General features: G+C 64.8%; 18 protein-coding genes and 2 pseudogenes. 10 read left to right on the forward strand and 10 right to left on the reverse strand.

The annotated features are described in order from the left end of the window. Positions 1-85 precede the first annotated feature (85 nt). Together QE379_RS13065 and QE379_RS13070 are read left to right on the forward strand one after the other, a co-directional pair. A complete protein-coding gene (locus QE379_RS13065) occupies positions 86-601 on the forward strand; it encodes an RNA polymerase sigma factor (RefSeq protein ID WP_307001047.1) in 516 nt (171 codons plus the stop codon). After that, on the forward strand, positions 601-1587 hold the full coding sequence (locus QE379_RS13070) for a FecR domain-containing protein (protein ID WP_307001049.1): 987 nt from the start codon (positions 601-603) through the stop codon (positions 1585-1587). Before QE379_RS13065 ends, QE379_RS13070 begins: the two co-directional genes overlap by 1 nt. Before the next feature lie 226 nt (positions 1588-1813). Here the strand turns inward: QE379_RS13070 and QE379_RS13075 are convergent, their stop codons facing one another. Continuing rightward, complete coding sequence (locus tag QE379_RS13075) at positions 1814-2851, reverse strand: sigma-54-dependent Fis family transcriptional regulator (RefSeq protein ID WP_307001053.1); 1038 nt, start codon at positions 2849-2851, stop codon at positions 1814-1816. A 187-nt stretch (positions 2852-3038) separates the two neighbouring features. Here QE379_RS13075 and adh point away from each other — a divergent pair, with 187 nt between their 5' ends. Both adh and QE379_RS13085 read left to right on the forward strand, forming a co-directional pair. Next, positions 3039-4550, forward strand: a complete 1512-nt coding sequence (gene adh, locus QE379_RS13080; protein ID WP_307001055.1) for an aldehyde dehydrogenase — start codon at positions 3039-3041, stop codon at positions 4548-4550. Between the two features lie 70 nt (positions 4551-4620). Beyond that, entirely contained in the window at positions 4621-5655 is a 1035-nt protein-coding gene (locus QE379_RS13085) for a zinc-dependent alcohol dehydrogenase (RefSeq protein ID WP_307001057.1), read from the forward strand. A gap of 231 nt (positions 5656-5886) precedes the next feature. On the opposite strand, the pseudogene QE379_RS13090 reads toward QE379_RS13085, so the two are convergent. Beyond that, positions 5887-7093, reverse strand: a pseudogene (locus QE379_RS13090) (IS3 family transposase). A gap of 271 nt (positions 7094-7364) precedes the next feature. On the opposite strand from QE379_RS13090, the gene QE379_RS13095 reads away from it, so the two are divergent. After that, complete coding sequence (locus QE379_RS13095) at positions 7365-8669, forward strand: IS701 family transposase (RefSeq protein WP_307000416.1); 1305 nt, start codon at positions 7365-7367, stop codon at positions 8667-8669. 62 nt (positions 8670-8731) lie between these two features. On the opposite strand, the gene QE379_RS13100 is transcribed toward QE379_RS13095, so the two are convergent. Continuing rightward, entirely contained in the window at positions 8732-9145 is a 414-nt protein-coding gene (locus tag QE379_RS13100) for an IS5 family transposase (protein ID WP_307001060.1), read from the reverse strand. Further along, positions 9142-10339 (reverse strand): annotated as a pseudogene (locus tag QE379_RS13105) (IS3 family transposase). The gene QE379_RS13100 and the pseudogene QE379_RS13105 overlap by 4 nt, the downstream one beginning before the upstream one ends. 194 nt (positions 10340-10533) lie before the next feature. Here QE379_RS13105 and QE379_RS13110 point away from each other — a divergent pair. Then, complete coding sequence (locus tag QE379_RS13110) at positions 10534-11199, forward strand: PEP-CTERM sorting domain-containing protein (RefSeq protein ID WP_307001061.1); 666 nt, start codon at positions 10534-10536, stop codon at positions 11197-11199. A gap of 460 nt (positions 11200-11659) precedes the next feature. On the opposite strand, the gene QE379_RS13115 is transcribed toward QE379_RS13110, so the two are convergent. Beyond that, positions 11660-12100 carry a helix-turn-helix domain-containing protein gene (locus tag QE379_RS13115; protein WP_307001063.1) on the reverse strand — a complete coding sequence of 147 codons (441 nt, stop codon included), beginning with the start codon at positions 12098-12100 and terminating at the stop codon, positions 11660-11662. A gap of 70 nt (positions 12101-12170) precedes the next feature. Between QE379_RS13115 and QE379_RS13120 the strand changes: the two genes are divergently transcribed. The 3 genes from QE379_RS13120 (at position 12171) to QE379_RS13130 (ending at position 14673) form a co-directional block, all read left to right on the forward strand. Further along, positions 12171-13127: an aromatic alcohol reductase gene (locus QE379_RS13120; RefSeq protein ID WP_307001065.1), complete on the forward strand. Its 957-nt coding sequence runs from the start codon at positions 12171-12173 to the stop codon at positions 13125-13127. Positions 13128-13237: 110 nt separating this feature from the next. Beyond that, entirely contained in the window at positions 13238-14086 is an 849-nt protein-coding gene (locus QE379_RS13125) for an aldo/keto reductase (protein ID WP_307001068.1), read from the forward strand. A gap of 26 nt (positions 14087-14112) precedes the next feature. Then, positions 14113-14673 carry an NADPH-dependent FMN reductase gene (locus tag QE379_RS13130; RefSeq protein WP_307001070.1) on the forward strand — a complete coding sequence of 187 codons (561 nt, stop codon included), beginning with the start codon at positions 14113-14115 and terminating at the stop codon, positions 14671-14673. 136 nt (positions 14674-14809) lie between these two features. On the opposite strand, the gene QE379_RS13135 is transcribed toward QE379_RS13130, so the two are convergent. Beyond that, on the reverse strand, positions 14810-15268 hold the full coding sequence (locus QE379_RS13135) for a glycosyl hydrolase family 28 protein (protein ID WP_307001073.1): 459 nt from the start codon (positions 15266-15268) through the stop codon (positions 14810-14812). Positions 15269-15736: 468 nt separating this feature from the next. On the opposite strand from QE379_RS13135, the gene QE379_RS13140 reads away from it, so the two are divergent. Next, positions 15737-16902, forward strand: a protein-coding gene (locus QE379_RS13140; protein ID WP_373461696.1) for an IS3 family transposase whose coding sequence is annotated in 2 segments (ribosomal slippage) — positions 15737-15998 and positions 15998-16902 — 1167 coding nt in all. Because the reading frame shifts where the segments join, the coding sequence is not laid out codon by codon here. 100 nt (positions 16903-17002) lie between these two features. Here QE379_RS13140 and QE379_RS13145 read toward each other — a convergent pair. The 4 genes from QE379_RS13145 to QE379_RS13160 form a co-directional block, all read right to left on the reverse strand. After that, positions 17003-17806 carry an AAA family ATPase gene (locus tag QE379_RS13145; protein ID WP_307001074.1) on the reverse strand — a complete coding sequence of 268 codons (804 nt, stop codon included), beginning with the start codon at positions 17804-17806 and terminating at the stop codon, positions 17003-17005. Continuing rightward, complete coding sequence (locus tag QE379_RS13150) at positions 17796-18770, reverse strand: D-glycerate dehydrogenase (RefSeq protein ID WP_307001076.1); 975 nt, start codon at positions 18768-18770, stop codon at positions 17796-17798. Before QE379_RS13150 ends, QE379_RS13145 begins: the two co-directional genes overlap by 11 nt. After that, positions 18767-19822, reverse strand: coding sequence for an aldo/keto reductase (locus QE379_RS13155; RefSeq protein WP_307001078.1), 1056 nt, complete (start codon positions 19820-19822; stop codon positions 18767-18769). The genes QE379_RS13150 and QE379_RS13155 overlap by 4 nt, the downstream gene beginning before the upstream one ends. A 62-nt stretch (positions 19823-19884) precedes the next feature. Next, the gene (locus QE379_RS13160; protein WP_307001079.1) at positions 19885-20742 is read right to left on the reverse strand and encodes a fumarylacetoacetate hydrolase family protein; all 858 of its coding nucleotides are present in this window, start codon (positions 20740-20742) and stop codon (positions 19885-19887) included. Position 20743: the final 1 nt, after the last annotated feature.

Here is a 20743-nt window from a genome sequence, read left to right on the forward strand (position 1 = left end):
TGACGGCCTGCTGGCAACATGATCGATTGCGGCGAATATATAAAGGGGGATGCCAGAGGCTCGGGCGGGCAAGACGGGGCCGATCATGCGGAATTCCTATGCGCGCATTTCCGGCGGTGACGGGGATGCCATCGACCTATCGGGCCATCTCAACGCGGTCCGCCGGTTCCTGACGAAGCGTGCGCCGATCGGCGAGGTCGACGATCTGGTCCAGGAGGTTGCACTGCGCATGCAGACCCGCCGCGCGACCGACGCCATCGACAATATCGACGGCTATCTGTTCCAGGTCGCGCAAAGCGTGCTTGCCGATCGTGGCCGCCGTGACACCGTGCGCCACCGTTCCGCGCACGACAGCTTGGAAGAATTTCATCATCCCGTTGAGGACCGCTCGCCCGAGCGCGTCCTACAAGGCAAGGAGCATCTCGCGCAGCTCATCGCCGCGATGAACGACATGCCTGAGCGCATGCGCCAGGCGTTCGTCCTTCATCGCTTCGAGGAAATGAGCTACGCTGCGATCGCCCGACATATGGGAATATCGGTGAGCGCGGTCGAAAAGCATATCATGAAAGCCATCAAGCACCTTGCAGGCTCGCTACGCTGATGGGTTCCGTATCGAGGGATCCGGACGCCGCTGCCGCGTCCTGGTATGCGCGACTGCATGCCGATAACGCGACACCGGCGGATCGGGCCGCGTTCGGGCAATGGCTATCGGCCAACGATGCGCATGATCGCGCCTGGCACGAACTGGTATCCACGACCCGCATCCTGGATGACGCACGGAGCGATCCGGCCCTGCTCGCCATGGTCGCAGCGGCCCGCGACGATACGCGCCCCGCCCCCGCGCGTCGCTGGTGGCCGATGGCGGCCGCTGCGGCCGTGCTACTGTCCATCGGTGGCACCGCCGCCCTGGTCGTCGACCGATATGCGGCGGGGTCGGCGACCCAGGTCGCGGATACACGCTATGCGACGCCGACCGGGTTGGTGCGCCATATCACCCTGCCGGACGGAACGCTGATGACGCTCGATGCGGAATCCGCTGTCCGTGTCGCGGTGCCGGGTGCGACGCGCCGAGTGGCGATCGAGCGCGGCCAGGCGTTTTTCCAAGTCGCGCATGATGCGCGCCATCCGTTCATCGTGTCCGCGGACGGAAACCGCGTCACCGCGCTCGGCACGCAATTCGCGGTACGCGCCGCGGCCGACCGGGTCGTCGTCAGTTTGATCGAAGGGTCGGTTCGCGTCGACAGCCGCACCATGGGTCGCGCGATGACGCTGGTACCGGGCAATAGGCTGACGATCGATCGATCGGGTCTGCAACTCACCAGCGCGGGTGCCGATACCGCGACCGGATGGCGCAAGGGGGAACTGACGTTCGAGGCTACGCCACTGAGAGAGGTCGTGGCCGAACTCAACCGCTATTCCACGCAACGTATCGAACTGACCGACAAGCAGCTCGCGAACCGCGTGTTCAGCGGCGTCCTGAAGATCGAGGGCGGGGGTAATGCGCTCGCCGACGCGCTATCGGCTTACGGGATCGCACGCGTCATATATGCCGACAAAACGCGTTTGGCGCTCGCTTCCCAATCATGAAAAGCAAGTTGCGCAGGCAACCTCGTCAAGGCGGAGCAATTCCCTCGACCGTTAGGCCATTGCCGCGATCTGCTGGGTGCTGGCAGTCTGACGCGAACCGCTCTCCCCACGATGCATCTCGGTCTCTGAAGGCCTTCGCTTAGCCGGCCAGGCCGGATCAACATTCCGAATTTCCGATAAGTCTGGCGGACGATGAGGTGACGATCGAAGCGCCGGGCCGCCCCGGTCAGCGCTGCCGGGCCAGATGTCGGTGGATGGTGCTGCGATGGACGCCCAATTGCCGCGCCGTTGCCGAGACATTGCCGCCATGCGCCGCCAGCGCCGCGTCGATCGCCTCGGCCCGGTCGTCGGCCAGCGGGCGGGCGGCCAAGGGCAGTTCGACGCCGCCCCGCCCTTCGGCATCCCAGCCGCCGATCAGCGTCGCACCGTTGGTCAGGCGCAATCGCCCCCGCGCCCCCTGGTCCCGCATGTCCACCACTTCGCCCAGCGCCGTATCGTCCAGCGCCTCCCAACTGCGCCCGACCAGCGAAAGCCCGCGCCGGTTGGCGGCGACCAGCCTTTCGTCGCGGAACACCAATATCCCCTCGCGCGCGGTGCCCAGCATCGCCGCATCGTCATGCAGGCGCAGCACGCGACAATCGGCGAAGCCCGAGCGGAACAGCCGATGCTCGATCTGGTCCACCGCCAGCCGGATCAGCCCCAGCGCATGGCCATGCCCATTCACCGATGGACCCGACATATCCAGCGCGCCGACGATCACGCCGCGCGGGTCGAGGATCGGCGTCGCCGCGCAGCTCAATACCGCATGTTCGGCGAAGAAATGCTCCGGGCCATGGACGGCGATCGGGCGACGCTCGGCAATGGCGGTGCCGATCGCGTTGGTGCCGATGCTCGCCTCGGTCCATGACACGCCCGGCCGCAGCGCCACTTGCGCCGCGCGCGAGAGGAAGCCGGTATCGCCGATACTGTCCAGGATCATGCCGTCCGCATCGGCGAGGATGACCACGCTGCCCGTCTCGCGCGCCTCGCCCGCCAGCATTTCCAGTTCGGGGCGGCACAGGCGACGCAGCGACTCGCGACGCTGGCGCAGGACGGTCAGTTCGCTTTCGGTCAGCGGCCCGCCGTCCCGTCGCCTGCCCTGGGCCAGCCCCATGTCGGTACAGCGCAGCCAGGAGCGCAACACCGGCTGGCGCACGCTTTCCAGGGGCAGTTGCCCCTCGTCGAAATAGGCGCGTCGCCCCTGTTCTATCCCGGCGCCATCCATCGCCGCATCCTTCTCCAACTGTCGCAAATTGCGACACTGGCGCGCTTTTCACGTCGCGTCGTGCGACACATGCTACGCTTCGCGCGCAGAAAGTCCATCGCGACACGCGCGCTTCGTCGCGGACCCGCTTGCCCTCGCCCCGGCATGGGCGGAGCCTTTGTCCCATAATCGACAAAGGAGAGGTTCGATGACGATCCAGGAAGCCATCAAGGCGCGCAAAGCGCCGTTCAAGGAACGCTATGGCAATTTCATCGGCGGGCGATGGGTCGATCCGGTGGACGGACGCTGGTTCGACAACCGATCGCCGATCGACGGTCAGGTGATCTGCCAGGTCGCGCGCAGCCAGGCGGCCGATATCGAACTGGCGCTCGACGCCGCGCACAAGGCCAAGGACGGCTGGGGCCGCACCAGCGTCGCGGAGCGCGCGCTGATCCTCCACCGCATCGCCGATCGGATGGAGGAGAAGCTGTCTCTGCTCGCCACCGCCGAGACCTGGGACAATGGCAAGCCGATCCGCGAGACGACCGCCGCCGACCTGCCGCTGGCGATCGACCATTTCCGTTACTTCGCGGGCTGCATCCGCGCGCAGGAAGGCGGCATCTCGGAGATCGACCACGACACCGTTGCCTATCACTTCCACGAGCCGCTGGGCGTGGTGGGGCAGATCATCCCATGGAACTTCCCGCTGCTGATGGCCTGCTGGAAGCTCGCGCCTGCGCTGGCGGCGGGCAATTGCGTGGTGCTGAAACCCGCCGAGCAGACCCCCGCCTCGATCATGGTGCTGGCCGAACTGATCGCCGACCTGCTGCCCGAGGGCGTGCTGAACATCGTCAACGGCTATGGCGTGGAAGCGGGCAAGCCGCTGGCGCAGAACCCGCGCATCGCCAAGATCGCCTTTACCGGCGAGACGACGACCGGGCAGTTGATCATGTCCTATGCGTCCGAAAACCTGATCCCCGTCACGCTGGAACTGGGCGGCAAGAGCCCGAACATCTTCTTCGCCGATGTCGCGGCGGAGGATGACGACTATCTCGACAAGGCGATCGAGGGTTTCGCCATGTTCGCGCTTAACCAAGGCGAGGTCTGCACCTGCCCCAGCCGCGCGCTGGTCCACGAGTCCATCTATGACCGCTTCATGGAAAAGGCGGTCGCGCGGGTCGAGGCGATGATCCAGGGCGATCCGCTCGACCCCGCCACCATGGTCGGCGCCCAGGCATCGCAGGAGCAGATGGAGAAGATCCTCGGCTATCTCGATATCGGCCGCGACGAGGGCGCGAAGGTGCTGACCGGCGGCACGCGCAACCGGCCCGAGGGGCTGGAGGGCTATTACGTCAAGCCGACGGTGCTCAGCGGCAACAACAGGATGCGCGTATTCCAGGAGGAGATATTCGGCCCCGTCGTCTCGGTCGCGACCTTCAGGGACGATGAGGAGGCGCTGCGTATCGCCAACGACACGCTCTATGGGCTGGGCGCGGGCGTGTGGACCCGCGACGGCACCCGCGCCTATCGCATGGGCCGCGCGATCCAGGCGGGGCGCGTGTGGACCAACTGCTACCATGCCTATCCCGCCCATGCGGCGTTCGGCGGGTACAAGCGGTCCGGGATCGGGCGCGAGACGCATCGCATGATGCTCGATCACTATCAGCAGACGAAGAACCTGCTGGTCAGCTACTCGGCCAAGAAGCTCGGCTTCTTTTGACCCCGGTCAAGGCGGGGACGGCGGGTCACGCCCATCCCCGCTTCATCATCCCGACGATAGGAGAATATCCATGTCGAAGACCATGAAGGCGGCGGTCGTCCGCGAATTCGGTGCTCCCCTGACCATCGACGAAGTCCCCGTGCCGGAAGTCAGCGACGGCATGATCCAGGTCGCGATCCAGGCCTCGGGCGTGTGCCATACCGATCTGCACGCCGCCGAGGGCGACTGGCCGGTCAAGCCCAACCCGCCCTTCATTCCGGGGCATGAGGGCGTCGGCTATGTCTCGGCGGTCGGCAAGGGCGTGAAACACATCAAGGAAGGCGACCGGGTCGGCGTGCCCTGGCTCTACACCGCCTGCGGCCACTGCGTGCATTGTCTGGGCGGGTGGGAGACCTTGTGCGAGAGCCAGCTCAACACCGGCTATTCGGTCAATGGCGGCTTTGCCGATTATGTCATCGCCGACCCCAATTTCGTCGGCCACCTGCCCGCCAATATCGGCTTCACCGAGATCGCGCCCGTGCTCTGCGCCGGGGTGACGGTCTATAAGGGGCTGAAGATGACCGACACCAAGCCGGGCGACACCGTCGTCATCTCGGGCATCGGCGGGCTGGGCCATATGGCGGTGCAATATGCGGTCGCCATGGGCCTGAACGTCGCGGCGGTCGATGTCGACGACGCCAAGCTGGACCTCGCCCGGCGGTTGGGGGCGAAGGTCACGGTCAACGCCCGGACCGAAGCGGACCCGGCGGCGGCGATCAGGCGCGAGACCGGCGGCGGCGCACAAGGCGCGCTCGTGACCGCCGTCAGCGAAAGGGCGTTCGCCCAGGCCATCGGCATGATGGCGCGCGGCGGCACTGTCGCACTCAACGGCCTGCCGCCGGGCGACTTTCCGCTGAACATCTTCGGGCTGGTGCTGAACGGTGTCACGGTACGCGGGTCGATCGTAGGAACCCGGCTCGACCTTCAGGAATCGCTGGACTTCGCCGCCGACGGCAAGGTGAAGGCGACGGTCGCCAGCGCGCCGCTGGGCGAGGTCAACCAAGTCTTCGACCGGATGCGCCAAGGCCAGATCGAGGGCCGCATCGTCCTCGACCTGACGGCCTGAAATCGCGGCGGGCGGTGGCTCCGGCCCCGCCCGATCAGCGCATGGGATGTCCAGTAGGGATCAGACTTCGACGCTCTTGGTGCGAGATTCGGCCAGCCCACACCGTTAAGACAAATCTCTGTACACCGCAGATGCCCTACCGTGGACAGGGCGCAAAAACATCATAAGCGCCGCCATAACGCAGCCCTTTCCATTCGACTGGTGATCTGGCCCCCGTTTCACCGGACGGGTTCAAGCGGTTGCAGAAACCAGTGCGCGATGCTCGCGCGGCGAACGCATTTTGAGCCCTGAATGGGGGTGGTTGTCGTTGTAGTCCTCGATCCATCCGGCAAGCGATGTCAACGCGGTGAGTGCGTCCGGCAGCGGCGAGACGCGGACGTAATCCCGTTTGAGGGTATGGACGAAGGCCTCCGAGATGCCGTTGGACTGCGGGCTGCGGACGGGGGTGAAGCAGGGTTTGAGGCCCAGCTGCCGGGCAAAGGTCCGTGTTTCGCAGGCGGTATAGGCCGAACCGTTGTCCGACAGCATCTCGACCGGTGTCGTCGCGCGCATGGTGCCGAAGCGGGTTTCCACGGCTTCCAGCATGATGTCGCGCACGTCCGAGCCGCTGATGCCGGCATTGGCAACCGCGCGCCACGAGATGATCTCGCGGTCATGGGCGTCGATGATGAAGGCACCGCGCACGACCTCACCGTTCCAGCAGGTGAACTCGAAGCCGTCGGAGCACCAGCGCAGGTTCGAGCGGATCGTCACTACGACGCCGTCATGCCCATAGTCGGCTCGCTCGGCGTAGCGCCGCGCCAGCAGCAGGCGGTCCGCCGCCATGATGCGGTAGACGCGCTTGTGGTTGACCGGCGCAAGTCCTTCGGCGCGCCGCTGCCGATTGAGGACCGCCGCGATGCGGCGGTAGCCGTATGTTGGCCGTTGCGCGGCGATCTGGCGAATGCAGGGCAGCAGATCCGTGTCGTCGGCCTTGGCGTACGGCCCGCGCGTCCTGGTGGTTCCCGTCAGGCGGTCGTACACCGTCGAACGCCCGACCCCGAGCGTGCTGGCGACCAGGCTCACCGGATAGTCTCCGGCAGCGGCGAGTGCATGAGCAAGCTCGCTTTTTTTGGGCGCGAGCGCTCCAGCGCCTCCTTCAGTATCTCGACCTCCAGCGTCTTGCGCCCGAGCTGGCGCTCCAGTTCGCGGATGCGGGTTTCCATCTCGCGGACCTGCCGGTTGCTGGTCACGTCGTCGTCGCCGGCAACTGCAACGCTCCCGCCTTCCAGCATCAGCCGCCGCCAACGGTACAGCAGGTTCGGCGCCACGCCGTTGCGGCGCGCCACCACCGATATGCTCTCCCGACCATCGAGCGTCTCCTCGACGATCCTCAGCTTCTCGGCGTGCTCCAGTGACGGCGACGACCGCCGTCGGTGATGATCTCGGACACGGACATAAGCCTATGCTCAGGGGATAGCCCCAAGCCTCCTTCCTAGGCTCAAATCCGTCCGGTCGAAATGGGGGCCAGTTCAACTGTTAATCGAGCGCTCGCCGTCAGCCGTGCCCCCATAGCAGACGATAGGATACAAACGAACGAGCCGACCCAACTGAAAATTGGGCATAGCTGGCCGCTGTATAGGCCTTAGCACTACTTTGGCAGAGTAGGGGAACTGGTGGAATCGTCGTTGATTCCGGTGGCATGAAGATGCTGACCGGGACGATGCGTGATGGTTGCGAGGGATAGCTGGCGGCAAGATCTGGAGACGTGGCTGGCGCCGTTTCTCGCCGAGCTGACGCACCCGGCGCAGCGGCGGATGTGTCCGACCTACATCGCCGGCCTGATCGGCCCGGGCGACCGCAAGAGCATCCAGCCGCTGGCGGCGCGAACGGAGGATGCCGGCTACGACCAGCTGCACCATTTCATCGCCAGCGGGACATGGGACGCAGCGCCGCTCGAGCGCCGGCTGCTGGCGGAGGCGGACCTGCTGGTCGGCGATGCGAAGGGCTTTCTCGTCATCGATGACACCGCGCTGCCGAAGAAGGGACGCGCCTCGGTCGGCGTGGCGCCGCAATATGCGTCGTCGCAGGGCAAGACCGCGAACTGCCAGTCGCTGGTGTCAGTGACGCTGGCATCGCGCGAGGTGCCGGTGATGGTGGGGCTGCGCCTGTTCCTGCCGGAGAACTGGACGAGCGATCCGGCACGTATGAAGCGTGCACGGGTGCCGGCCGGACGACAGGCCGCGATGAGCAAGCCCGAGATCGCCATCGCCGAGATCGACCGGGTGATGGCCGCGGGCGTTCGGTTCGGATGCGTGCTGGCCGATGCGGGATACGGCTCGGGAACGGCGTTCCGCCAGGCGCTGAGCGAGCGGGGATTGTCATGGGCGGTGGGCCTGTCATCCCGGCAGACCGTCTATGCACCCGATGTTGAACTGACCTTTCCGCAGGCTCAAGGCGGACGTCCGCGCAAATATCATATTCCTGACCGGGCGCCGGTATCGGTGGCCGACATGCTTGCCGACGAGCCGTGGCGCAAGGTCGCCTGGCGCCGCGGCACGAAGGGGCGGCTCACCTGCCTGTTCGCTGCCCGACGCGTCCGGATCGCCGAGGGCCATCGGCACCGCATGGCTGACAACCGTGTCCAGGCCATGCCCGGTGAGGAAGTCTGGCTGGTTGGCGAACGACGGTCGAGCGGCGAGCGCAAATACTACGTATCCAATCTCCCGCCCGATACGCCGCTGCGGCAGCTTGCCGCTGCCATCAAGGCGCGGTGGGTCTGCGAACAGGCCCACCAGCAGCTCAAGGAGGAACTGGGGCTCGACCATTTCGAAGGGCGATCATGGCCGGGGTTGCATCGACATGCCTTGATGACGATGCTCGCCTACGCCTTCCTGCAATCCCGCCGCCTCAAAGCTGCGGGACGGAAAAAAAAGAGTCGGAGGACCGCCCCCGCAACCAACCCTGCCTGCCATCCGGCAGGCGATCCTCGACTGGCTGGCACGACCACCGTCAATGCACTGCCCGCACTGTAATAAGCAGCTGATAACCGCCGACAAACCTACTCTGCCAAAGTAGTGTTAGGGCCGAGACTCAATCAGAGCCAGAAGGCGATTGCAGTGGCGATAGCGACGCCTGAGAGGAAGTTGTCGGCGAGTTTGTCGTAGCGGGTCGCTACGCGGCGGAAATCCTTGAGGCGGCAGAAGGCGTTTTCGATCAGGTGGCGGCCGCGATACCTTTTCTTGTCGTAGCGGACTGTGCGTTTGCGGTTTCGCCGTCCGGGAATGACGGGAACGGATCCGGCGTCACGTAGCGAACGGCACAGCCGGTCGGCATCATAGCCTTTGTCAGCAAGGAGGTAACGCATTCGGCCCGCCCGTTCGAGAAGCGCAGGCGCTGCCTTCACGTCGCTGACATTGTCGGCTGTCAGGATCAGGGCATAGGGAGAGGTGGCTTGATTTGTCTGAACAGGCTCGCGGCTCGAATAAGTGGATTGCCGCTGGTTGATCACGCCGCTGCGAGTAACGGCTGGTCGAAGTATATCTGGTCGGGCGTGCGGCCGCCAAGCGCGGAGTGCGGCCGGACGGCATTGTAGAACGCGATGTAGCGGCCGATGCCGGCGCGGGCTTCGGGGACCGAGGCGTAGGCGTTGAGGTACACCTCCTCATATTTCACCGAGCGCCAGAGGCGCTCTACGAACACATTGTCGCGCCAGCAGCCTTTCCCGTCCATGCTGATGGCAATCTTCGCGCGCAGAAGGACGGCGGTGAACGCGGTGCTGGTGAACTGCGAGCCCTGGTCGCTGTTGAAAATGTCCGGCTTGCCGTAGCGGGCCAGCGCTTCCTCCAGCGTCTCGATGCAGAATTCGGCATCCAGCGAGGTTGACACCCGCCACGCCAGCACGCGCCGGGTGAACCAGTCGACGATCGCGACGAGATAGACGAGGCCGCGCGCCATCGGCACGTAGGTGATATCCGTCGCCCACACCCCGGCCTTCGCCGGGGCAGGCTCTGGTTCGGCCTCGTCACCGCCAGCTTGCGCAGCAGATACGGATAGACCTTGTGCCCCGGCACCGGTTTCGACGTGTTCGGGCGGCGGTAGAGCGCTTCCAACCCCATCCGCTTCATCAGCGTCGCGACATACAGCCGGCCGACGGACATGCCCTCCTGCCGAAGCAGATCGCGCAGCATCCGGCTGCCGGCAAACGGGTAGAGCAGGTGCAATTCGTCGATCCGCCGCATGATGGCCAGGTCGGCGTCCGGCATGGCCCGCGGCAGATAGTAGATGCTGCCGCGGCTGATCCCGAGTTGTCGCGCCTGAGCGATCAGCGGTAGCGCGTGCCCCCGGTCGATCATCGCCTTGCGCTCGGCAACAGACCGGCCTTCCCGAGCGCACCGGACAAAAAATCGTTCGCCAGCGTCAACTCGCCGGCCTCCATCGGCTATGCCGATGGCCGCTTTGCGGTCGGAGCTTCGCTCTTCGTGTGCAGCACTGTTACGTCGACAGCCGGCTCAACGCGTGACGGATCCGCCCCGAACACGTCCGCGGCCCCCTCCAGCAGCCGCGCCCGCCACTGGTTGATGAGGTTCGGATGCACGTCATATTGCTGCGCCAGCTCGGCTAGCGTCTTCTCGCCCTTCACGGCGGCCACGGCCACTTTCGCCTTGAATGCCGGGCTGTGGTTCCGACGGGGTCGCTTGCTCATCTTGCCTCCTGCTCGCGGCCACCATCGCCGCTGTCAGATCGGCAATCCACTTATCCCCGCTGTGCAGATTTCCCGGGCCACCTCTGTGGCACGTCTTTTTTTGAAACAAATCGCGCAGTTTTTTTAGATAGGAGAATCTTCTCAAATCGATTGCACAGATTAGAAGGTGCTAGGCAGTCTGGAGTTTGGATGAGATGAGAAAGACGATTTTAGGCGTTGTTGCATTCGCAGCGGTTTCCGCCACCCCGGCGTCTGCTGGCGTCACATCGACGTCGTACCTGACGCCGCCGTCTTATTCGCCCGACTCGACGCTGATCACGTTCGACGGCGCTCTCCCAACGGGCTTTTCGTTGAACGGTGGTCAAATCCTAAATACGTCTACCAGCACCGGCGCTTATCAGGGCTCCCTAGCACCCGCAGGCAGCAGCGGCAGCTATTTGGCAGTCGGCGCAACCTCGGGCACGCAGGCCGTGCTGAAGGGGACGGGTAACACGAGCTGGGGCAGCGTCAGCTTGCTCTGGGGTTCAATCGATTCGTTCAATAAGCTCGACGTACTGGACACGCTGGGTAACGTCATCAAGTCGCTCACTGGCAATGATGTGACATCCAATGTCACGGCGACCGGGACGGCAACCGATAATAACCGTTATGTTACCTACACGATTGATCCTAACTCGGGTACCAGAATCGGTGGGCTGCGCTTCAACTCGCCAACTGACGCATTCGAGATTGATAACGTAGCATTTTCGCAGCCCACCTCGGTTCCTGAGCCGAGCACTATTGCGCTGTTCGCACTCGGCCTGCTTGGTGTCTTCGCTCTTCGCCGGCGAACCGCATCAGCAAAGTCGTTCGCTCTTTAAATCTTACGGCGTTATTTTGAGGGCGGTGGGTTTATTCACCGCCCTCGGCCCGCATCACTTTTTAACTTATCTACCGTGTCTAAATCATCGCGCGACAAATCACATCAGCACAAACAGTCGATCGGGACTAAGCGGCAACACAGACCATATCGTCAATTTCGCTGCTCATTCACCTCTATGACATTCTGCCTAGAGACGAGGCTTATTGACGAGGCTAGGATAGCCGACGGCAGAATAAATCACGTTTAGAATAGCGAAAGCCATTGGTCAACGCCAACACGAGCACAGTCACAATTACAGTTTTAGCACTGCATCTAAAATATTATTCGAATATACGAATTTCCTTGATTGTGTGCAAGTCGACCTTCTGCTTACAGGCTGACAAAAAAACTGACAGCTAAGCCGCATCTTTGACCTCCCCAACAAGGATCGTATTTCAGGACAAAGCAGAAGCGGCGCCTCAGACAGATTCCTCCACTAAATGGTCCCGGTCGAACGCCTCGCGTGAGGCGCGGAAGCTATCGACGTTCCCGACTATCCAGGTCCACAGCGGAACCAGCCTGACCAAGAGTTCCAAGCCCGTGTCGGACAGCGAATATTCGACATGCGGCACGATCTCATCGAAGTCGTGACGTACCACCAGACCATCGCGCTCCAAGTGGCGCAGGGTGCGGGTCAGCATCCGCTGCGTGATCCCGTGCATGCGGCGCCCGATCTCCGCATGGCGAAGCTGGCCATAGACGCCGAGCGTGTGAATGACACCGAGCGACCATCTGCTGCCTGCATGGGCAAGCACCTCCCGGCGCACGCCATCGTCATCGTCGCGCAGGCCGTCACAGACCGTCTGCGAGTATCGGAGGATGTCCTCCTGGCTCAGGGAATTAATAGCAGTATCACGCATGTACCCATCTTTCGCGCTTGTCCGAGGCTTGCCAGATCACCGGCAACCAAGGTGAAAACGAGCAAGAACGATGAACGATACAACCTCTTCCGTGAAGTCACGCAACATCCTCGTACTGGGTGCAGGCGAGCTTGGCATGCCGGTGCTGCGCAACCTGGCGCGCCGCGCGAAGGACATCGACGGCGCGAAGATCAGCGTCCTGCTGCGCGAAAGTGCCGTCGAGTCCGGGGATCCGGCCAAGCAGCGCGACATCGCGGAGATTCGAGCAGCAGGGATCGAGATTGTCCTGGGCGATCTGGTCAACGATACGATCGACGAGCTGGCGGAGCTGTTTGCCCGGTACGACACGGTGATCGGCTGTGCGGGCTATGCGGCGGGGATCAATACGCCCATGAAGCTCGCCAAGGCGGCGCTGCAATCAGGCATCCCGCGCTACTTCCCGTGGCAGTTCGGTGTCGACTTTGAAGCGATCGGTCGCGGCGGTCCGCAGGACATTTTCGATGCGCAGCTCGACGTGCGCGAGTTGCTGCGCTCGCAGGACAAGACCGAGTGGGTCATCATCTCCACCGGCATGTTCATGAGCTATCTGTTCGAGCCGGACTTCGGCGTCGTCGATCTGGGAAACAGCGAGGTTCACGCGCTGGGTAGCCTCGACACCGCCGTGACGCTGACGACGCCTGACGACATCGGCGTGCTGACCGCCGAGATCGTCTTCTTCGAGCCGACGATCCGCAACGAGATCGTTTTCCTCGCTGGCGACACCGTCACTTACGGCGAGGTCGCGGACAAGCTGGAGGCAGCGTTCGGCCGTCCCTTCAAGCGGTCGGTCTGGACCGTACCCTTCCTGATGGAAGAGTTGGCGAACGATCCGAACAACATGATGCGCAAGTACCGCGCCGCCTTTGCGATCGGACGCGGCATGTCGTGGCCGAAGGCAGGCACGTTCAACGACCGCCAGGGTATTCCGGTCACCGACGTGGCTGCCCTTATCAAGACCGATTTGCTGGCGGCCCAGCAGGACAAGTGATGTGAGCCGGACGGCACCAACGCCGCCCTTACCAAAATCGATACGCGCAGGGCTTTGAGGCTGGTGTAATTACCAGTGCCATTCCCTACGCGCTGTATCCGGAGACTTTCATGGATCATATCGCACGGACGCTGCCGTTGCGCGACGGTGCCGCCATCCCGCAAATGGGCCTGGGCGTCATGTATGTGCCCGAAGGCACGTTGCCCGCGCTGATGCGTGAGGCGGCCAAGGTCGGCTATCGCCACTTCGATACCGCGACCGTCTATGGCAACGAGGGCGAAGTCGGCGAGGGCCTGCGCTCGCTCGGCATCGACCGCAGCGAGGTCTTCGTGACCACCAAGCTGCAGGACGGCATGCACGGCTATGACAATGCCCTGCGCGCCTTCGATGCTAGCGAGAAGCTGATAGGGTCGATCGACCTTTACCTCATCCATTGGCCACAGCCCGCCAAGGACCTGTACGCCGAAAGCTGGCGCGCGCTGGTGCGTTTGCAGGAAGAAGGTCGGGTCCGCTCGATCGGCGTTGCCAACTTCACGCCCGAGATGATCGATCGCATCACTGCCGGAACCGGCGTGGCGCCGGTCATCAACCAGGTCGAGCTGCACCCGCGCTGCCAGCAGCGCGAACTCCGTACCTACAATACCTCCAAGGGCATTTTGACGCAGGCGTGGAGCCCGCTGGAGCATGGCCTGATCCTGAAGCAGGAGGCGGTCATCGAGATCGCTCAGCGCCTCGGACGTTCGGCCGCGCAGGTGGTCCTTCGCTGGCACATCCAGAGTGGCCTCGTCGTAATCCCGAAGGCGGCGGATGCCAGGCATCTGGCCGATAATTTCGAAGCCTGGGACTTCGAGCTGTCCGAGGCGGACATGGCCCGCATCTCCGCGCTCGATCAGAACCAGAGCTCGTTCGGCCTCGACCCCAATGTCTACCAGAGCGACCGCGGGCGCATCGAAGCCTGATTCGCCATCATTTCGAAAGACTATCCATGACCTATCATATTGCCACCATCATCGGCAGCCTGCGCAAGGACTCGATCAACCGCCGCGTCGCGGACGCATTGATACGTCTCGCCCCGTCGAACTTCGATTTCGTCGACGTGTCGATCGGCGACCTTCCGCTTTACAATCAGGACGATGACGCAAATCAAAGCGCGGCAGTGCTCCGGATGAAGGCTGCCATCGAGGCTTCGGATGGCGTCCTCTTTGTCACGCCGGAGTACAACCGCTCCATACCCGGTGCGCTGAAAAACGCCCTCGATCATGGCTCACGCCCCTATGGCAACAACTCGTGGTCGGGTCGCCCTGCAGGGATCGTCGGCGTTTCCCCCGGCGGCACCGGCACAGCCATCGCGCAACAACATCTGCGCAGCGTCCTCACGTTTTTTGATATGCCGATGTTCGGGCAGCCTGAGACTTACATTCAATGGCAGGCCGATCTGGTAAACGAAGATGGCATCTTTGCCGACGGGAGCCAGGCTTTCTTTCAGAACTGGATGAGCACCTTCACCACCTTTGTGACGAGAAACCTCGTCCATCAGAAGGGATAAACCTAGGTCCGACCGATATTCATGTTTGCTTCTTGCTCGCGCTCACCCTTCGATAACGGGCGAGAGTAAACATCCTTGAATGTAAGCCCGACCTGATTTCCTGCAGGAAAGGGAATCCCGCGGGCGGCGCCATCAGTTATCGGGCCAGTTGCGGGAGCAAGGTCGAGCTCGGTCGGGGTCGGGGGACACCGCCGGGCCCGGCCGAAACCTCAGCGCTTTCGATCTGCCACCGGGCACGTGAGACGAAATGAAGACCGTCGAACTGCGCCCGAATCGGGTTGCTCGCGTCATGCCCCCGCAGCATGAGCGTACCGTCGGTCCCGGTAACATCGTGCAGCGTGATATCGCGATAGACCGGTATCGCTGTACCGCTCGCCCCGGCATCATAATGTGTGTCGAGGTCGATCGGCCGTCGATTGCCGCGCAGGCAGACACCCTCGTACCGCACCGGGGTCACGGGTCCGCCCCGGCTGGCGTCGCTCTTGATACGAAGGCCGGAGGGCGCGCCGTCCAGTATCACGTCGCGGACGAGAATGTCGCTGACGCCGGCATTGGTCTCGCGGCCGGCAGACTCAGCACCCGTCTCTGCCCACACGACATCTGCTTCCGGCAGGTAGCGCGCCAGCCGGGCACGGTCTGCTCTATCCGGGAGCAGCTCGTTCGATCAAACATCGCCTCGGCAGGAGCCAGATCGGCGGCCGGACGACATTCGTTCCGGCTGGCACATCTTGGCCTCGATCAAGGGACCGATGTACTCATCCTGTGGCGCATCCCAATAGTATCGACGGTTCGTCGTTCCATTGATGCCGCGCGCGACTTTCCCAGAAGCGCTCCAGGAATTTGCTCCTAACGCGCTCGCGCGAATGCCGCATGGAAAAGCATAGCCACTGGCATGGCCGCCTTGTACCCGCGGGCGATCACAAACATTGCAATTATATCACGTGGTTTTTGGCTGTCTCAAGCATCTTCCGGCGCTTCGCGGTCCGCTATGACCGTTGTGACGTGACCCCCGTTTCTTCATCCAACTGGAAGTAGAGACCGTCTCCTTAAAGGGACGGACGGAATGAAGCGGAAGCAGTTTTCGGAAGAGCAGATCATCGGCATCCTGAAGGAGGCCGAGGCGGGTGCGGTGGTGACGGAGCTGTGCCGCAAGCACGGGATGTCGAGCGCGACTTACTATGCGTGGAAGGCGAAGTTCGGCGGCCTGGAGGTGTCCGACGCAAAGCGCCTGCGGTCGCTCGAAGAGGAGAACGCCCGGCTCAAACGGCTACTGGCGGACACGATGCTGGACAATGCGGGGTTGAAAGACCTGCTGTCAAAAAAGTGGTGACGCCCGCCGCGAAGCGGCAAGCGGTCGCGCATCTCCAGGCGACGCTGGGGATGAGCGAGCGGCGGGCATGCACGGTCGTTGGGGCAGACCGCACGAGCATGCGGTATCGCTCGTGCCGGGCGGATGATGGCGACCTGCGGTCGCGGCTGCGCGAGCTGGCGCAGCAACGCCGACGGTTCGGCTATCGGCGTCTGCACATCCTGCTGCGCCGGGACGGCATCACGATCAACCGCAAGAAGACCCAGCGGCTCTATCGTGAGGAGGGTTTGACGGTCAGGCGCCGGAAGGGACGAAGGCGCGCCACAGGCAGCCGTGCGCCCGCGTCAGTGCTGGCGCTTCCCAACCAGCGCTGGAGTCTGGACTTCGTCCACGACCAGCTCGTGACCGGCCGTCGGTTCCGCGTGCTCAACATCGTCGATGACGTCACGCGCGAATGCCTTCGGGCGGTGGTGGACACGTCGATCTCGGGCCGGCGGGTCGTGCGCGAGCTGGCCGATCTGATCGCCGAGCGTGGCAGGCCGAAGATGATCGTCAGCGACAACGGGACCGAACTGACGTCGAACGCGGTGCTCGCCTGGTCCGGCGATGCCCGCATCGAGTGGCATTACATCGCGCCGGGCAAGCCCACGCAGAACGGGTTCGTCGAGAGCTTTAACGGTCGCATGCGCGACGAGCTGCTCAACGAGACGCTGTTCTTCACCATCGGTCAGGCCCGCTCGATTCTGGCCCGCTGGGTCGACGACTACAACAACGAGCGTCCGCACTCCTCGCTCGGCTACGCCACTCCGGCAGCCTTCGCTGCCGGGCTCGAACAGCAACGGGCGGGGTTAACCCCGCCCGTTGCTTCACCTGCGCTTATGCGCGAAAACCACGGTCGGTCTCTGGTTGCCGCTGGATGAAAGACCGGGGTCACGTCAGTTGAACCATCCCCTTCCGCGGCTTCATCCATCTCGGCGCCGCATTGATCCCGATACGGTGAATATCGATCGGGGCTGATGGTCATCGATCCGATATCATCAAAATTGGGATAGGACGCCGTCTGTCATCCAGCCGAAGGACAAGATCGGCCCGCCCCGGCATCTCTTCGAGGATGTGGCGGGTCAGACGTTCGTAATGGCTGATGAAGCGGAGCACCTGCGCATCGTCCATCACGCCGGGGCCGCTCGCCCCGGATTGCCGTAGCGCCTGTTCCTGCTGCATTCGCCAGGTGGCGACGACATCCCAGCCCGGCGCGGCGAGCAGGACCAGCATATCGATATGGCCGAACAAGGCCTGATAGGGCCCCGCCAGCGCCGCGTTGGCGAAGGATCGCCAACGGCCCGATGCGTCTTCGCTCGCCTCCAGCCTGTTGACGGGGCTTTCCAGGGCGGCTTCGGCTTCGGGTTTCGCGCCGACGCACCATCCCTCGAACAGTACGACCCGCGTATCGGCCGGGGCGACAGGCCATTCCTCGGCCGGGGCGCGGTCGTCGCGCGCCTTGTCGAAACGGGGAAGCGCCACCGCCTCCCCCGCTCGGATCGCGTCGAGCACGGCCAGGCCCAGCGGGATATCGTGCGTGCCGGGAACGCCGCGCGTCCGCAGCAAGGGGTGGACATCGCGCGCCAGCGCCTCGCGATCGCGACGCGTCAGATAGAGATCGTCGAGCGACAGCGTCACCGCCCGCTCCAGCCGTTCGCACAAGGCGGCGGCCAGCGTCGACTTGCCGCTGCCCTGCGCGCCGCAGAGGCCGACGACGATGGGGCGATCGGGTATCTCCGCCGCCCGCCGGGCGATGGCCTGCGCGACGGCTGCCTCAAGCGACACGGTTGGGCAGGTCCGTTCCGGCTAGGAAGGCGTCGATGTTCGCGATCGCCTGGAGCCCCATCGCGGTGCGCGCCTCGATGGTCGCACTGCCGAGATGCGGCAACAGCACCGCGCGCGCATGGCCGAGCAGGCCCGGATGCACCGCCGGTTCGCGCTCATAGACGTCGAGCGCCGCCGCCCCGATCCGGCCGCCGTCCAACGCCTCGACCAGCGCCGCCTCGTCGACGACCGACCCGCGCGCGGTGTTCACCAGGATCGCATCGCGCCGCATCGCCGACAGGAAGGCGGCATCGACCATGTGCCGCGTGGCATCGCCGCCGGGGACGTGCAGCGATACCACATCGGCCACCGCCGCCAGTTCGGCCAGCGTCTCGCAGCGTTCGGCCCCCAGCGCGGCGGCGGTCGCCGGATCGGCGGCGGTGCGGCTGAAATAGCGGATCGTCATGCCCAGCCCTTTGGCGCGGGCGGCGGTGGCCTGTGCGATCCGCCCGAACCCGACCAGTCCCAGGACCGCGCCGGTGAGCCCCCGGCCGACCAGATGGGTCGGCCGCCATCCGGTCCAGTCGCCCGCGCGCAACTCGCGCTCGCCCTCCCCCGCCCGGCGTGCAGCCATCAGCATCAGCAGGATGGCGAGTTCGGCGGTCGCGTCGGTCAGCGCATCCGGCGTGTTGGTCACCGCGATCCCCGCCGCGGCGGCGGCCGCCAGGTCGATATGATCCACGCCCGCGCCGAAATTGGCGATCAGCCTCACCCGGCGCCCCTCGGTGGCGATCAGGTCGGCGTCGATCCGGTCGGTGATGGTGGGCAGCAGGATGTCGCTATCGCGCATCGCCGCGACCAGTGCGGCCCGGTCGAGCGGGCGATCCTGCGTGTTCAGGCGGGCGTCGAAACGCTGCGTCAACACCGTCTCGACCGGCTCGGGGAGCCGCCGCGTCACGGTGATAATGGGATAGGTGGTGGTCATGCGATGGTCCTTGCATCTTCGGCGAAGGCGTCCGCCCGGATCAGCCCCTCCGCGATCAGCGTTTGCCAGAAAGCCGGGGGTATCGGCGTCCGGTACAGGTCGAGCGTCTGCGCCAGGCGGCGCGGGTTGGCGATGCCGGGCAACACGCTGGCGACGCAGGGATGGGTGAGCGGGAATTGCAGCGCCGCCGCCGCCAGCGGAATGCCCCAGGCCTCCGCCACCGCCTCGATCCGCCGCACACGGGCGACGATGTCGGCAGGCGCGGGGGCATAGTCGTAGAAGGGAGTCCCCGGCCCCTGCGTGCCGCTCGCCAGGATGCCGCTGTTATATGGCGCGCCCGCGATCACCGCGATGCCGCGCGCGGCACAGGCGGGGAACAGGGCATCGAGCGGCGTCTGCTCCAGCAGGGTATAACGGTTGGCCAGCAGCAGCACGTCGAGCGGGGCGGCCTCGATCGCCTCCAGGCACACCTCGACCTCATTGACGCCCAGGCCGAAGGCGCGGATCGCGCCCTGCTCGCGCAACGACACCAGCGCGTCGAAGCCCCCGCCGCGCGTCAGTTGCGCCCAGCCCGCGTCATGCGCCTCGCCACGGCTCCACCGACCGATATCGTGGACGAAGAGCATGTCGATCCGGTCGAGCCCCAGCCGGTGCAGGCTGGCCTCGAACGACCGGAATATCCCGTCGCGGCTATAGTCATAGGCGACACGGAACGGCATCGGCGAGACGAAGCCATCGACCTCCCCGCCCCGGCCCGACGCGGCATCGGGCACGAGCAGTCGGCCGACTTTGGTGGAGAGGACCAGCGCGCCATCGTCCTGCCCGCGAAGCGCATCGCCGAGGCGGCGCTCGCTCAGGCCGCGTCCGTAGAAGGGGGCGGTGTCGAAATAGCGGATACCCGCCGCCAGCGCCGCCGAGACGGCATCGCGGGCGGCATCGTCCGCGACCGCGCGATGGGCATTGCCGAGCGAGGCGGCCCCGAAGCCGAGTTCGGTGACGTGCAGCCCGGTGTCGCCGAGCGCGCGGACGGGCAGAGGAGGAGAGGCATTCATCGGTCGAACCTTTTCGCCAACGGGGACCGTGGCCCGTGCCGAGCCACGGTCCGGGGTCACGGTCAGCGCGCGGGCGAGGCCGCGACGAAACGCTGGCGCTGCTCGCCCAGCCCGGCGATGCCGAGCGCGACCTCGTCGCCGGGCTTCAGGAACCAGGGCGCTGGCTTCTGGCCCAGGCCGACGCCGGGGGGCGTGCCGGTGGTGATGATGTCCCCGGCCTCCAGCGCCATGAATTGCGAGCAATAGGACACGATCTGCGCCACCGTGAAGATCATGGTGGCGGTGTTGCCGTCCTGCATCCGCTTGCCATTGACGTCGAGCCACATCGACAGCGCCTGGGGATCGCCCACCTCGTCCGCCGTCACCAGCCAGGGGCCGACCGGGCCGAAGGTCGGAAAGCCCTTGCCCTTGTCCCAGGTCGCGCCGCGCTCGGCCTGCCACTGGCGTTCGGACACGTCGTTGATGACGCAATAGCCCGCGACATGGGCCAGCGCGTCCGCCTCGGCGATGTCATGCCCGCCGGTGCCGATCACCACGCCCAGTTCGACCTCCCAATCGGTCTTCACCGAGTCGCGCGGGATGGTGACGGGGTCATTGGGCCCCTGGATGCAGTTGACCCATTTGTTGAAGACCACCGGCTCCTCGGGGATCGGCAGGTTGGATTCGGCGGCATGGTCGGCATAGTTCAACCCGATCGCGATGAACTTGCGCGTGCCGCTGACCGGCGGGCCATAGCGCACCGGCCCTTCGACCAGCGGCAGGTCGTCGAGTGCGAGCGCGGACAGGCGGCGAAGCGCCTCCGGCCCGATCGCGTCGGGCCCGAAATCGGCGACATGCCCCGACACGTCGCGGATGCGACCGGCATCGTCGATCAGGCCCGGCTTTTCCTGGCCCGCTTCGCCGTAACGACAGAGTTTCATG

This window comes from Sphingomonas sp. SORGH_AS_0879, assembly GCF_030819175.1.
In the GTDB taxonomy this organism is placed as follows: Bacteria; Pseudomonadota; Alphaproteobacteria; order Sphingomonadales; family Sphingomonadaceae; genus Sphingomonas.